Source organism: Streptomyces luteolus (genome assembly GCF_029968015.1).
Classification (GTDB): domain Bacteria; phylum Actinomycetota; class Actinomycetes; order Streptomycetales; family Streptomycetaceae; genus Streptomyces; species Streptomyces luteolus.
Map to the genome: position 1 here is coordinate 1 of NZ_JASCIS010000066.1, position 13,608 is coordinate 13,608.

At 70.4% G+C, this 13,608-nt stretch carries 10 protein-coding genes; 6 read left to right on the forward strand and 4 right to left on the reverse strand.

Features of this window, described 5'->3' with window-relative positions; translation table 11 throughout:
- A partial coding sequence (locus tag QIT00_RS36040) for a TetR/AcrR family transcriptional regulator (protein WP_282539723.1) occupies positions 1-662 on the reverse strand: 662 nt, incomplete at its 3' end.
- A gap of 177 nt (positions 663-839) precedes the next feature.
- Between QIT00_RS36040 and QIT00_RS36045 the strand changes: the two genes are divergently transcribed.
- Both QIT00_RS36045 and QIT00_RS36050 read left to right on the forward strand, forming a co-directional pair.
- Entirely contained in the window at positions 840-2,372 is a 1,533-nt protein-coding gene (locus QIT00_RS36045; RefSeq protein WP_282539724.1) for an FAD-dependent monooxygenase, read from the forward strand.
- A gap of 93 nt (positions 2,373-2,465) precedes the next feature.
- Positions 2,466-3,227, forward strand: a complete 762-nt coding sequence (locus tag QIT00_RS36050) for an SDR family NAD(P)-dependent oxidoreductase (protein WP_282539725.1) — start codon at positions 2,466-2,468, stop codon at positions 3,225-3,227.
- Between the two features lie 161 nt (positions 3,228-3,388).
- On the opposite strand, the gene QIT00_RS36055 is transcribed toward QIT00_RS36050, so the two are convergent.
- On the reverse strand, positions 3,389-4,582 hold the full coding sequence (locus QIT00_RS36055) for an RtcB family protein (protein WP_282539726.1): 1,194 nt from the start codon (positions 4,580-4,582) through the stop codon (positions 3,389-3,391).
- Between the two features lie 245 nt (positions 4,583-4,827).
- Here QIT00_RS36055 and QIT00_RS36060 point away from each other — a divergent pair, with 245 nt between their 5' ends.
- The 3 genes from QIT00_RS36060 (at position 4,828) to QIT00_RS36070 (ending at position 8,406) form a co-directional block, all read left to right on the forward strand.
- Positions 4,828-5,763 (forward strand): prolipoprotein diacylglyceryl transferase, encoded by a 936-nt coding sequence (locus tag QIT00_RS36060; RefSeq protein ID WP_282539727.1) that lies wholly within the window; start codon positions 4,828-4,830, stop codon positions 5,761-5,763.
- A 164-nt stretch (positions 5,764-5,927) separates the two neighbouring features.
- Positions 5,928-6,884, forward strand: a complete 957-nt coding sequence (locus QIT00_RS36065; protein ID WP_282539728.1) for a DUF3558 domain-containing protein — start codon at positions 5,928-5,930, stop codon at positions 6,882-6,884.
- Between the two features lie 160 nt (positions 6,885-7,044).
- A complete protein-coding gene (locus QIT00_RS36070; protein ID WP_282539729.1) occupies positions 7,045-8,406 on the forward strand; it encodes a DUF2637 domain-containing protein in 1,362 nt (453 codons plus the stop codon).
- 134 nt (positions 8,407-8,540) lie between these two features.
- Here QIT00_RS36070 and lysS read toward each other — a convergent pair whose 3' ends face one another.
- Positions 8,541-10,343 carry a lysine--tRNA ligase gene (gene lysS / locus QIT00_RS36075; protein WP_282539730.1) on the reverse strand — a complete coding sequence of 601 codons (1,803 nt, stop codon included), beginning with the start codon at positions 10,341-10,343 and terminating at the stop codon, positions 8,541-8,543.
- A 217-nt stretch (positions 10,344-10,560) separates the two neighbouring features.
- On the opposite strand from lysS, the gene argS reads away from it, so the two are divergent.
- Positions 10,561-12,315 carry an arginine--tRNA ligase gene (argS, locus tag QIT00_RS36080; RefSeq protein ID WP_282539731.1) on the forward strand — a complete coding sequence of 585 codons (1,755 nt, stop codon included), beginning with the start codon at positions 10,561-10,563 and terminating at the stop codon, positions 12,313-12,315.
- A 15-nt stretch (positions 12,316-12,330) separates the two neighbouring features.
- On the opposite strand, the gene QIT00_RS36085 is transcribed toward argS, so the two are convergent.
- Positions 12,331-13,539 (reverse strand): aminotransferase-like domain-containing protein, encoded by a 1,209-nt coding sequence (locus QIT00_RS36085; RefSeq protein WP_282539732.1) that lies wholly within the window; start codon positions 13,537-13,539, stop codon positions 12,331-12,333.
- Between the last annotated feature and the right edge of the window lie 69 nt (positions 13,540-13,608).

Sequence of the window (13,608 nt, forward strand, 5' to 3'; positions counted from 1 at the left end):
GCCTCCGGAGCCGTCAGATACCGGTGCACCGTAGGCCCCAGCCACTCGATCACTTCCTCTCTGCTCATCTCGACTGCGGCCGGGAAGCGCAGCACGTACCGCGCGAGGGCCATGCCGAGGATCTGCGACGCGACCAGCGCGGCACGACGCGGCACCGACTCCTGATCCGGTGCGTGCTGCGCGGCGACCGGGATCAGCTGGTCCTTGAAGATCTCCTGCATGCGCTCGGCACCCGAGGTGTTGGTCACGCCGACCCGGAGCAGCGCCGTCAGGATCTCGCTCTTCTCCCACAGGTCCAGGAAGTGTTCGACGAGGCCGATGCCGATCGGTCTCGGCGGGTGCACGTAATCCACGGTCATCGGCGCTTGTCGCTTCTCCGACCAGATGACGTCCGGCATGTGGAGGTCGATCTCGGCCGCCGCGGCGAAGAGCCCCTCCTTGTTGCCGTAGTAGCGCATCACCATCGACGGGTCGATGCCGGCGTCCCGCGCTATGGCACGGATCGTCGCGCGCTCGTATCCATCGGCCGCGAAGCGTTCGCGGGCGGCGGCGAGGATCGCGGCACGGGTGGCGTCGGAGCGGCGCGCGGGTTTGTCCGAAGGCTCGCTCGCCTTCGCCCCTGCACGCCCGCTCGATCGGGAGGACTGCGCGGTTTCGGACATGCCGCCAAGCGTATGCCAACAATCGTTGGCACACAAGTGTTGACATTCATCGGACGCGGATCTAGATTCGCCAACAAGCGTTGACCAACGGCCGTTGACCCATCGTGCGGCCGCCGTGGACGGCGTAGGCAGATCAGGCAGATCAGGCAGACCGGCATGGTTATCGAGGAGGCCGCGATGAACGGCAGCACGAGCACCGGCGCACACACCGACACGAGCACCCACGCGAGCCCGCACCCGGACCCCGGCGCCGAGGCCTCGGTGATCGTGGTCGGCGCGGGCCCGACCGGCCTGCTGCTCGCCGGGGACCTGGCCGCCGCCGGCATCCCCGTCACCGTCCTCGAAAAGCGCCCGGCCGATATCAGCAACCTCACCCGCGCCTTCGCCGTGCACGCCCGCACCTTGGAGCAGCTGGACGCCAGAGGCCTCGCGGACGAACTGGTCGAGCGGGGACAGCGGATCGAGAAGATCCGGCTGTTCGACGGCTTCACGCTCGACCTCACCGGCCTGCGGTCCCGCTTCCCCTTCCTGCTCTCCACCCCGCAGTACGAAGTGGAGAAGCTGCTCCGCCGCCGCGCCACGGAACACGGCGTCGCCTTCAGGCACGGCACACAGGTGACGGGGCTGAGCCAGGACGCCACGGGGGTCGACGTCGGAGTGAGGTTCGAGGACGGCACGGCCGGGTCGTTCCGCGCGGCCTACGCAGTCGGAACCGACGGCGTGCGCAGCGTCGTTCGTGAGGCGGCCGGCCAGTCCTTCCCCGGCCGGCCCGTCATCAGCTCGATCGTCCTGGCCGATGTCCAGCTGTCCGAGAGCCCCGATCTGACGGCCGCCGTGCGCGGCTCGAAGGACGCGTTCGCCTTCGTCATCCCCTTCGGCGACGGGTATTGGCGGGTGGGTGGCTGGAATCGCGAGCGGGCCGACATCCCCGACTCCGCACCCACGTCGCTCGACGAGCTGAAGGACATCACGCGGCGAGCCCTCGGCACCGATCTCGGGATGCACGACGCCCGTTGGATCTCCCGCTTCCACAGCGACGAACGCCAGGTCCCGTCGTACCGCACGGGCAGGATCTTCCTCGCCGGGGACGCCGCGCACACCCACAGCCCGGCAGGCGGGCAGGGCATGAACACCGGACTGCAGGACGCGGCCAACCTGTCATGGAAGCTCGCCGCCGTCCTGCGCGGCCACGCCCCCGAGGCTCTGCTCGACTCCTACCAGGGCGAACGGCACCCCGTGGGCCGGGCGGTCCTGCGCAGCAGCGGCGCCATCATCCGACTCGCCATGGCGCACAACCGCCGGCAGTACGCGCTGCGTTCGCTGCTGACCACCGCGCTGAGACGGGTGAGGGCGGCGCGCGAGAAGGCGCTCGGTCAGATCACCGGCATCGGGTACGCCTACGCCGCACCGCGTGGAGCCCACCCGCTCGTCGGCCACCGCGCCCCGGACGTGGAGCTGGCCGAGGGCCCGGCGGGCACGCGCCTGTACGAGGCCCTGCGCGCGGGCGAGTTCGTCCTCATCACACCGGTGGCCACGGAGATCGAGGCGAAGGACGAGGAGGGCCGCGAGCTGCGGGCCACCCTCACCCACTGGGCCCGTCCGCGTCGCAGCTCGCTCCTGGTGCGCCCCGACGGCTATATCGCCTGGGCCGCCGAGCAGGCCCGCCCGGAGCAGATACGGGCCGCTCTACGGGAGTGGACGGGAGCGTAGAGGGCTCCCCGGACTCCCGGACCGGCGCCGCCACGGCCCGCCTATCCTGACCAGACCCGTCCCTGTCGTACGTATGCACGAGGAGCACCGCCCATGGCCTCCGCCCCGATCGCCGTCCTCACCGGAGCCAGCAGCGGAATCGGCGCCGCCACCGCGCGCCGGCTGGCCGCCGCCGGTTACCGCGTAGTGGTCACCGCCCGCCGCAAGGACCGGATAGAGGCTGTGGCCGCCGAGATCAACGAGGCGGGCCACCAGGCCATGGCGTACGCGCTGGACGTCACGGACCGCGCGGCCGTGGACGAATTCGCGACGGCCTTCCGGGAGATCGCGGTGCTGGTGAACAACGCGGGCGGTGCGCTCGGCGCGGACCCGGTGGCGACGGGCGACCCGGCCGACTGGCGTCAGATGTACGAGGTCAACGTGATCGGCGTGCTCAATCTGACGCAGGCCCTGCTGCCCGCGCTGGAGGCGAGTGGGGACGGCACGGTCGTCGTCCTCTCCTCCACCGCCGGCCACGCGACGTACGAGGGCGGAGGAGGGTACGTGGCCGCGAAGAACGGCGCGCGGGTGCTCGCGGAGACGCTGCGCCTCGAGATGGTCGGCCGGCCGGTGCGCGTCATCGAGATCGCGCCCGGCATGGTCAAGACCGAGGAGTTCGCCACGACCCGCTTCCGCGGGGACACGGAGAAGGCGGCGAAGGTGTACGAGGGCGTGGCCGAACCCCTGACGGCGGACGACGTCGCCGACACGGTCACGTGGGCGGTGACCCGTCCCCCGCACGTCAACATCGACCTGCTCGTCGTCCGCCCCCGCGCGCAGGCCTCCAACACCAAGGTCCACAGGGAGAGCGAGTGACCGCCGGCCGGAACCCCGCGCCGGAAGCCCCGAGCCCGGAAGCCCCGACACGGAAGCCTGGTGGTGTTCGTGACGATCTACGCCGTCACCCACACGAAGTGACCACCCACCCCGGCACAGGGGGCGGCGGGGCGTGAAGGGGATGGGGCGTGAAGGGCGGCTCAACCCTTCACGCACACCACCTGCTTGAGCTTGGCCACGACCTGGACCAGGTCCCGCTGCTGGTCGATGACCTGCTCGATCGGCTTGTAGGCGCCCGGGATCTCGTCCACGACGCCGGAGTCCTTGCGGCACTCCACGCCTCGCGTCTGCTCCTCCAGGTCCTTGGCGGAGAAGCGCCGCTTGGCAGCGTTGCGGCTCATGCGGCGACCGGCGCCGTGCGAGGCCGAGTTGAAGGACTTCTCGTTTCCGAGGCCCTTCACGATGTACGAACCGGTGCCCATCGAACCGGGGATGATCCCGTAGTCGCCGCTGCCCGCACGGATGGCGCCCTTGCGGGTGACGAGCAGGTCCATCCCCTCGTACCGCTCCTCCGCCACGTAGTTGTGGTGGCAGGAGATGACAGGCTCGAAGGTCGGCTTGGCCTTCTTGAACTCCTTGCGGACGACGTCCTGGAAGAGGCCCATCATGATCGCCCGGTTGTACTTGGCGTACTCCTGCGCCCAGAAGAGGTCGTTACGGTACGCCGCCATCTGCGGTGTGTCCGAGACGAAGACCGCGAGGTCGCGGTCGACCAGGCCCTGGTTGTGCGACAGCTTCTGGGCCACGCCGATGTGGTACTCGGCGAGTTCCTTGCCGATGTTCCGCGAGCCGGAGTGCAGCATCAGCCAGACCGAGCCGGACTCGTCGAGGCAGAACTCGATGAAGTGGTTGCCGCCGCCGAGCGTGCCCATCTGCTTGGTGGCGCGCTCCTGGCGGAACTTGACCGCGTCGGCGATGCCGTCGAACCGCGTCCAGAAGTCGCCCCAGCCGGAGGTGGGGAAGCCGTGCAGCCGGCCCGGGTCGACCGCGCTGTCGTGCATACCGCGGCCGACGGGAATGGCCTGCTCGATCTTCGAGCGGAGCCGCGACAGATCGCCGGGCAGATCATTGGCCGTCAGGGACGTCCTGACCGCGGACATACCGCAGCCGATGTCCACGCCGACCGCCGCCGGGCAGACGGCACCGTGCATGGCGATCACGGAACCGACAGTGGCGCCCTTGCCGTAGTGGACGTCGGGCATGACGGCGAGGCCCCTGATCCACGGAAGCGTCGCGACGTTCTGCAGCTGCTGGAGCGCGACGTCCTCGACGGATGCCGGGTCCGTCCACATCCGGATCGGTACCTTCGCGCCCGGAACCTCTACATAAGACATAGCTACCTCAATCCCCCGAAATGCCCGTCGGCAGTACGGAGTCATGGAGAGATCCACTCGTCCGACTGTCCGCCGGGACCGAAAAGTCTGCGCGCGCAAAAACCCGACCCAAAGCCTTCAAATGGGACGCCCGACCGGCGTCCGCGGCTGCGCTTGCGATACACATTGTGTTCACCGGCCGCCTCATGGCGGCAACCGTTTTTCGGTCCGACCAGACCCGAATCGACCTGAAGGGAGCCGCGACCGTGCAGCGTAAGGGGTACGTCCCGGGCGCAGCCGCGCTCCTCGCGGTGCTGCTCACCGCATGCTCGGGCGGGACCGGGACAGACGGCCCGTCCGACGACGCCAAGCCCGGCGAGGTCTCCGCGACGCAGACCGCCGAGCCCGGCCGGTACCGCACGCTGCCGGACGCCTGCCGCGCGGTCGACCACGGCACGCTCGACCGCATGCTGCCCGGCCTCAGGCAACTCGACCAGGAGCAGCGGGCCAAGGAGTACGAGGGTTCGGCGGCGGTCACGTACGACACGGACCGGCGTGTGGGCTGCTCGTGGAAGGTCGAGTCCCCGGACTCCACACATCACCTGGGCGTCGACTTCGAGCGCGTGGTGTCGTACGACGGCGCGGTCAGCGACGACGCGCGGGCCGGCGAGGTGTACGGGCAGAAGGAGAAGGCCGCCGACCTGCCCGAGCCGTCCCCGGACGGAAGCGACGAGGAATCGGGCTCCCCCTCGACCGAGGCCTCCGACTCCCCCGACGCGTCCGGCGACTCCAGCGGCAGCCCCGTGGACGACGCCAAGAGTCCGGGCAAGACCCCGGGCAAGACCCCCGAGAAGAACGAGACGAACGAGAAGAACGACAAGAACGACAAGAGCTCGGACAAGGACTCCGGTGACGGGGCGTCCGAGAGTGACGGAGAGGGCGAAGCGGTCGTTCCGGACGCGCTGTTGCCCCGCGTCCTCAGCGACCTGGGCGACGAGGCGTTCCTCGACGACCGCCTCGCGTCGGCCGGTTCGACGGTTCAGCACCGCACCGTGACTGTGGTGTTCCGCACGTCCAACGTGGTCGTGACCGTCCGGTACGAGGAGCAGCCCGCGCGCGGCTCGGAGTTGCCCGACAGCAAGGAACTGCAGGACAAGGCCCGGGAACTGGCGGGCAGACTCGCTGAGCAGTTCGCCGACTGACCCTCCCGCGACCCACCCCGGCAGCACCCCGCCGCACCCTGTCGCCGTCACGTATTCCTCACGACCCACGCACGTTCCGCGTACCGTGGCTGAGCGGAATCCGCACGGAACCGGAGCCGCTGTACGTACCGGCACCGACTGCACGACTGATGAGCGAAGGAACCATGCACCGAAAAGGACCGCGATTCACCCGCATACTCGCCGCCTGCGCAGCCGCGCCCGTGATCCTCACGGCAGCTGCCTGCTCCTCCGATTCGGACGCGGGCAAGGGCGACGGCGGAGGTAGCGACTCGGGCGGGAACTCCTCCTCGGCGGCGAGCGGCAAGGAGAAGCCCGCGGCCGTCGAGAAGGCCGCGTTCAGCAAGCTGCCCGAGGCCTGCAAGACGCTGAAGGGCGACACGATCGAGGACCTCGTGCCCGAGGTCGACGAGAAGTCGGGCAAGTCGGCCAACTCCGAGGACACCTCGGTGCGCGCCTCCTGCTCCTGGACGGGCCTCGACAGCAAGGGCACCAAGGGCTCGCAGTTCCGCTGGCTGAACCTCGGCCTCGTGCGCTACGACTCCAACGCCACCCTCGGCAGCGGTGACAAGCTCGCGCAGGCGCAGCTCACCAAGAAGGTCGAGGAGGCCAAGGCCCTCGACGACGCCAAGAACGTCGAGACGAAGGTGCTCGAGGGTGTCGGCGACGAGGCGACCCTGGTCACCTCCGACCAGAAGAAGAAGGAGGGCGACTTCAAGAACCACCGCGTGGTCGCCCGAGTCGAGAACGCCGTCGTGGTCATCGACTACAACGGTGCGGGCCTGGCCGGCGCCGGGGACCCCGACTCCAAGAAGATGGCGAAGGACGCGCAGGAAGCGGCCGAGGAGGCCGTCGCCTCGGTCAAGTCCGCCAACGAGCCCTCGGACAAGAGCGGTTCGAAGACCGGCGACTCCTCGTCGGACAAGACGGATGGGTCGGACAAGACGGACAACGCCGCCGCGTCCACCGGCGGTTCGGCCGACAAGGGCTCCGACAGCGGCTCCGGCTCCGGCTCCGGCTCCGACAGCGACAGCGACGGCGACGGCGACAGCGACGGCGACAGCGACTCGGGCACGTCCACGAAGAAGCCCAGCAAGCACTGACGCAGACCGAGGGGGAGCCCGACGACCGACGCGTCCGGGCTCCCCGGCTGCACCCCCGCCCGACCGGCCTCTCCCCGTACCCGCACGCGACCCCGCGTACGCGTGTGCCAGGCTGTGCGACGCAACAAGCCGAACAGGGAGGGGTTCGCGGGTGGCCGCGATGCAGCTGACACGCACACACCGGATACTCATCGGTGTCGTGATCGCCGGGGCGGTGGTCATCGCCGCCATCGGCTTCGCGGGGTCCTACGCGGCCGTGCGTGAACTGGCGTTGAAGAAGGGCTTCGGCGACTTCTCGTACGTCTTCCCCATCGGCATCGACGCGGGCATCTGTGTGCTGCTCGCGCTCGATCTGCTTCTGACCTGGATCCGGATCCCGTTCCCGCTGCTCCGGCAGACGGCATGGCTGCTGACCGCGGCGACCATCGCGTTCAACGGCGCGGCCGCCTGGCCCGATCCGCTCGGTGTCGGCATGCACGCCGTCATCCCGATCCTCTTCGTCGTCGCCGTCGAAGCCGCGCGGCACGCGATCGGCCGGATCGCGGACATCACCGCCGACAAGCACATGGAGGGCGTCCGCCTCACCCGCTGGCTGCTCTCCCCCGGCCCCACCTTCCTGCTCTGGCGCCGCATGAAACTGTGGGAACTGCGCTCCTACGAGCAGGTCATCAAGCTCGAACAGGAACGCCTCGTCTACCAGGCCCGGCTGCGCTCCCGCTACGGCCGCAACTGGCGCCGCAAGGCCCCCGTCGAGTCGCTGATGCCGCTGCGCCTCGCGAAGTACGGCGTACCGCTCGCCGACACCGCGCCCGCGGGCCTCGCTGCCGCCGGGATCGAGCCCACGCTGCTTCCGCCCGCGCCCGCGCAGGCGGTCCCGGAACAGCGCCAACTCGCTGCCGCACAGCGGAAGTCCATCGAAGCGGAACCCCTCGCGGAGCCCACCCCGGCCGACACCGAGCCCCACACCGAACCCCGAGCCCAACCCCACGCCGGCGGCACCCCCGAACCCAGCCCCTGGTTCCAGGCCCCGCCCCCGGAACAGGTCCCGTACGAGGGCGGCTACAACCCGGAGTACGACCCGGAGTACACCCCCGGGCACGACCCCGAGTACAACCCGGACTTCCCCGTCCCGGCGGGCCCCGGCCGCACCCGGCCGCTGACGATCCCCGGCCCGCGCACCGAAGCCGTACCGGAACAACCGGAACCGGAACCAGAAACGGAAGCCGAAGCGGAAGCCGAAGCGGAACCCGAGGACGAACCCCGGTTCGACCAGCTGGAGCCCTCCCCGTACGACCTGCCGGAGGACATCAGCCGTGAGGAGGCGTACTTCGGGGCCTTCCGGAAGTACGTCAGCGAGTACGGGGACATGCCCAACGCCCGCCAGCTCGGCAACTATCTGCTCGACCTCTACGGCGTCACCGGCCAGTCCGGCGGCCCGCTGAGCGAGTCGACGCTGCGCCCGTACGTACGGGAGTTCCGCGGCCGCTACCAGGAGGAGCTGGACGCGGAGCACATCGCGTAACCGCCGCCACGCGCCCACGCGCCCACGCGCCCACGCACCGGCCCCGCGCCCGCGCACCTACGAAGCCCACGCACCTACGAAGAGGGCCCCTCCCACGGAAACAGCCGGGAGGGGCCCTCTTCGTAACGCGGAACCTACGCGCCGAGCAGCTTCCGCACCCGGTCCGCGCCGACCGCGAGCAGCAGCGTGGGCAGGCGCGGGCCGGTGTCGCGGGAGACGAGGAGCTGGTAGAGCAGCGCGAAGAACGTGCGCTGCGCGACCTTGATCTCCGGCGGCAGTTCCTTGGGGGTCGCGTCCGCCGAGAAGCCGGCCTGGACCTTCGGTACGCCGTAGACGAGGTGCGTCAGGCCGTCCAGGGACCAGTGCTCGTCCAGCCCCTCCAGGAGCAGGCGCAGCGAGTCACGCGCCTGGTCGTCGAGGGAGCCGAGCAGCCCGGTGTCCGGCTCGTCCCGCACGACGGTGCGCTGGTCGGCCGGGACCTGGGTGTTGATCCAGGCCTCCGCGCGGTCCAGGCGCGGGCGGGCCTCGTCGAGGGAGGCCAGCGGGTTGGCCGGGTCCAGGTCGGAGAGGATGCGCAGCGCCTGGTCCTCGTGGCCTGCGGTGATGTCGGCGACCGAGGCGAGCGTGCGGTACGGCAGCGGGCGCGGGGTGCGCGGCAGCTCGCGCCCGGCGGTGCGCACCGCGCGGGACCAGGCGGACTGGTCCGCGGGCAGCACCGTGCTGTCGCCGACCTTGGCCTCCAGCTTGTCCCACTCGTCGTAGAGCCGCTGGATCTCCTGGTCGAAGGCGATCTTGAACGACTGGTTGGGCTTGCGGCGCGCGTACAGCCAGCGGAGCAGCTGCGGCTCCATGATCTGCAGCGCGTCGGCGGGAGTCGGCACGCCGCCCTTCGAGGACGACATCTTGGCCATGCCGGAGATGCCGACGAAGGCGTACATCGGGCCGATCGGCTGCTTGCCGCCGAAGATCCCGACGATCTGCCCGCCGACCTGGAACGACGAGCCCGGCGACGAGTGGTCCACACCGGACGGCTCGAAGATCACGCCCTCGTAGGCCCAGCGCATCGGCCAGTCGACCTTCCACACCAGCTTGCCGCGGTCGTACTCGGAGAGCCGGACCGTCTCGGTGTGGCCGCACTGGCAGACGTACGACAGCTTGGTGGTGTCGTCGTCGTACGAGATGACCGTCGTCAGGTCCTTCTCGCAGGTGCCGCAGTACGGCTTGTACGGGAAGTACTCCGCGCCGGAGCCCGAGCCGTCGTCCTCGGCGGCCGCGCCGGAGCCCTCGGCGGCCTCCAACTCGGCCTCGTCGAGAGGCTTCTGGGACTTCTTCACGGCCTTGGGCTTGGTGCGGTACTGGGCGAGCACGGCGTCGATGTCGCCGCGGTGCCGCATCGCGAACAGCACCTGGTCGCGGTAGACGCCGGAGGTGTACTGCTCGGTCTGGCTGATGCCGTCGTACTCGACGCCGAGCTGGTCCAGGGCCTCGGCCATGGCGGCCTTGAAGTGCTCCGCCCAGTTCGGGTGCGCGGAACCGGCGGGCGCGGGGACGGAGGTCAGGGGCTTGCCGATGTGCTCGGCCCAGGACTCGTCGACGCCCGCGACGCCGGCCGGGACCTTGCGGTACCGGTCGTAGTCGTCCCAGGACAGGACGTGCCGCACCTCGTGCCCGCGGCGGCGGATCTCGTCGGCGACCAGGTGCGGGGTCATGACCTCGCGCAGGTTGCCGAGGTGGATCGGGCCGGAGGGGGAGAGGCCGGACGCGACGACGACCGGTTTGCCCGGGGCGCGACGCTCCGACTCGGCGATGACGTCGTCCGCGAATCGGGAGACCCAGTCAGTGTTCTCCTGGGGCTCCGCTCCGGTGCTCTGGGCCACGGTGGGTTCGTCCTTCTCTCCGCGATCGGGGTGGGTGCGGGGTGTGCCCCGCGACCCCATTGTCCCAGCCGAACGTGGCTGGGCGAAAACGCCTTATCGGAGGGGTGGTCGGGGTGCGTGCGCGACTGCGGTCCGTCGTGGTTGCCCGCGCAGTTCCCCGCGCCACTGAGATGCGCACTCCGTGCGGCATCTCTCCAGCCGGAAATCGGGCGGAGGGCTGGACCTCGTACGTGGGAGAATCGGACGACGCCCAGCCCACACGACAGGAACGGCACCCATGGCCCCGGTCACGTCCATCACCGCCAACGTCCATCAGCGCCTCACCGACGCCCTCACGGCCGCTCTGCCGGAGACCGTCGGCGACCCCCTGCTGCGACGTAGCGACCGGGCCGACTTCCAAGCCAACGGGATTCTCGCGCTCGCCAAGAAGACCAAGGCGAACCCGCGGGAGCTGGCCGCCCAGGTCGTGGAGCGGATCACCAGCGGTGACCTGCTGAAGGAGATCGAGGTCTCCGGCCCCGGCTTCCTGAACATCACCGTCACCGACCGCGCCATCATCGAGACGCTCGCCGCCCGCGCCGCCGACGGCGACCGGCTCGGCGTACCGCTGAAGGAGAAGCCGGGCGTCACGGTGATCGACTACGCCCAGCCGAACGTGGCGAAGGAGATGCACGTCGGGCACCTGCGCTCGGCGGTCATCGGGGACGCGCTGCGCGGCATGCTCGACTTCACCGGCGAGCGGACGATCGGCCGGCACCACATCGGCGACTGGGGCACGCAGTTCGGCATGCTGATCCAGTACCTGATCGAGCACCCGGGCGAGCTGGCCCCGGCCGACGAGGTCGACGGCGAGCAGGCCATGTCGAGCCTGAACCGGGTCTACAAGGCCGCGCGTGCCGTGTTCGACGCGGACGAGGAGTTCAAGGAGCGCGCCCGCAAGCGGGTCGTGGCGCTGCAGTCCGGCGACCAGGAGACGCTCGACCTGTGGCAGCGGTTCGTGGACGAGTCGAAGGTCTACTTCTACTCGGTCTTCGAGAAGCTGGACATGGAGATCCGGGACGACGAGATCGTCGGCGAGTCCGCGTACAACGACGGCATGCCCGAGACGGCCCGCCTGCTTGAGGAGTCCGGTGTCGCCGTGCGCTCCGAGGGCGCGCTCGTGGTGTTCTTCGACGACATCAAGGGCAAGGACGACCAGCCGGTCCCGCTGATCGTGCAGAAGGCCGACGGCGGCTTCGGCTACGCGGCCTCCGACCTGACGGCGATCCGCAACCGGGTCCAGGACCTGAACGCGACGTCGCTCCTGTACGTCGTGGACGTGCGCCAGTCGCTGCACTTCAAGATGGTCTTCGAGACGGCCCGCCGCGCCGGCTGGCTGAGCGACGAGGTCACCGCGCACAACATGGGGTACGGCACGGTCCTCGGCGCCGACGGCAAGCCGTTCAAGACCCGTGAGGGCGAGACCGTACGCCTTCAGGACCTGCTCGACGAGGCCGTGCAGCGGGCCGCCGAGGTGGTGCGGGAGAAGGCGCGGGACCTGACCGAGGACGAGATCCAGGAGCGGGCCGCGCAGGTCGGCATCGGCGCGGTGAAGTACGCGGACCTGTCCACGTCGCCGAACCGGGACTACAAGTTCGACCTGGACCAGATGGTGTCCCTGAACGGGAACACGAGCGTGTACCTGCAGTACGCGTACGCTCGTATCCAGTCCATCCTGCGCAAGGCGGAGGGCGCTAGCCCGATCGCCCACCCGGAGCTCGAACTCGCCCCGGCGGAGCGGGCGTTGGGCCTGCACCTGGACTCGTTCGGCGAGCTGCTCGCGGAGGCGACGGCGGAGTACGCGCCGCACAAGCTGGCGGCGTACCTGTACCAGCTGGCGTCGCTGTACACGTCGTTCTACGACCAGTGCCCGGTCCTGAAGGCTCAGACGCCGCAGCAGGTGGAGAACCGCCTGTTCCTCTGCGACCTCACCGCCCGCACCCTCCACCAGGGCATGGCGCTCCTCGGCATCCGCACCCCGGCCCGCCTCTGAACGCCCTTGCAGGCGCTATGAGTTGAACCCGCGCCGCAGCCTCCGCAGACCCTCGGCGATCTCGTCGGGGGTCTGCGTCACGAAGCACAGGCGCAGGGTCGACGGGTCCGGGGCGGTCGCGTGGAACGGGGCGCCGGGGACGTAGGCCACGTCGTGCCGTACGACCTCGGGCAGCAGGGCCGTGGCGTCGTATCCGTCGGGCAGGCGGGCCCAGAGGAACATGCCGCCCTCGGGGCGGTTCCACGTGGAACCGGCGGGCAGGGCGTCGGCGAGGCCCGCGAGCATCGCGTCGCGGCGCTCGCCGTAGACCGCGGCGACCCGCGCGACGTGCGCGTCCAGGTCGCGGTCCGCCACGTACCGTGCCGCGGCAAGCTGGTTGACGGTCGGGGTGTGCAGGTCGGCGGCCTGCTTGGCGACGGCGCAGGCGCGGCGGAGGGCCGCGGGCGCGCGCAGCCAGCCGAGGCGCATGCCGGGCGCCATCACCTTGGAGAAGCTGCCGAGCAGGACGGTCCGGTCCTCGGCCCCCGGGTACGAGGCGATCCACGGCACCCGCTCGCCGTCGAAGCGCAGCTCCCCGTACGGGTCGTCCTCGATCAGCCACAGGCCGCGGCGGGCCGCCACCTCGGCGACGGCGGCGCGGCGGTCGGCGGGCAGGGTGCGGCCGGTGGGGTTCTGGAACGTGGGCACCGTGTAGAGCAGCTTGGGCCGTTCACGGGCGACGAGCGCGTCCAACGCCGACGGATCGATCCCGGAGGCGTCGCACGGCACGGGCACGACGCGTGCGCCCGCGAAGGCGAAGACCTGAAGCGCCGCCAGGTAGCAGGGGTTCTCGACGAGGACGGTGTCGCCGGGCTCGATCAGCGCGGTCGCGAGCAGGGACAGGGCCTGCTGCGATCCCGTGGTGACGATCAGCTCGTCCGCTTCGGTGGCCAGTCCGCGCGCGGTCGTACGGGCGGCCAGGGCGGTACGCAGGGCGGGCTCGCCCTCGGTGGTGGAGTACTGGAGGGCGCGCTCGGGCAGCTCGTCCAGCACCGCGCGGTAGGCGGCGGCGATGCCCTCGCGGTCGAAGAGGCCGGGTGCGGGCAGCCCGCCCGCGAAGTTGATCACCTCGGGGCGTGCGGTGACCGCCAGGATGTCCCGTACCGGCGAACCTCCCACGGCGGTGGCGCGCGCGGCCAGCGGGGGCGGGGGCGCGGTGGTGAGGGCTGCTTCGGTCACGGTCACGGCAACTCCTTCGAGGCGAGTGTTCCCGCACCCTAAGCAGGTAGCTTCCCTCTACACCTGTCGTTTCGG

Coding starts and splice junctions, on each gene's coding strand:
- QIT00_RS36045 (WP_282539724.1), top strand. CDS start 840: ATGAACGGCAGCACGAGCACCGGCGCACACACCGACACGAGCACCCAC.
- QIT00_RS36055 (WP_282539726.1), bottom strand. CDS start 4,582: ATGTCTTATGTAGAGGTTCCGGGCGCGAAGGTACCGATCCGGATGTGG.
- QIT00_RS36070 (WP_282539729.1), top strand. CDS start 7,045: ATGCAGCTGACACGCACACACCGGATACTCATCGGTGTCGTGATCGCC.
- QIT00_RS36050 (WP_282539725.1), top strand. CDS start 2,466: ATGGCCTCCGCCCCGATCGCCGTCCTCACCGGAGCCAGCAGCGGAATC.
- QIT00_RS36065 (WP_282539728.1), top strand. CDS start 5,928: ATGCACCGAAAAGGACCGCGATTCACCCGCATACTCGCCGCCTGCGCA.
- argS (WP_282539731.1), top strand. CDS start 10,561: ATGGCCCCGGTCACGTCCATCACCGCCAACGTCCATCAGCGCCTCACC.
- lysS (WP_282539730.1), bottom strand. CDS start 10,343: ATGGGGTCGCGGGGCACACCCCGCACCCACCCCGATCGCGGAGAGAAG.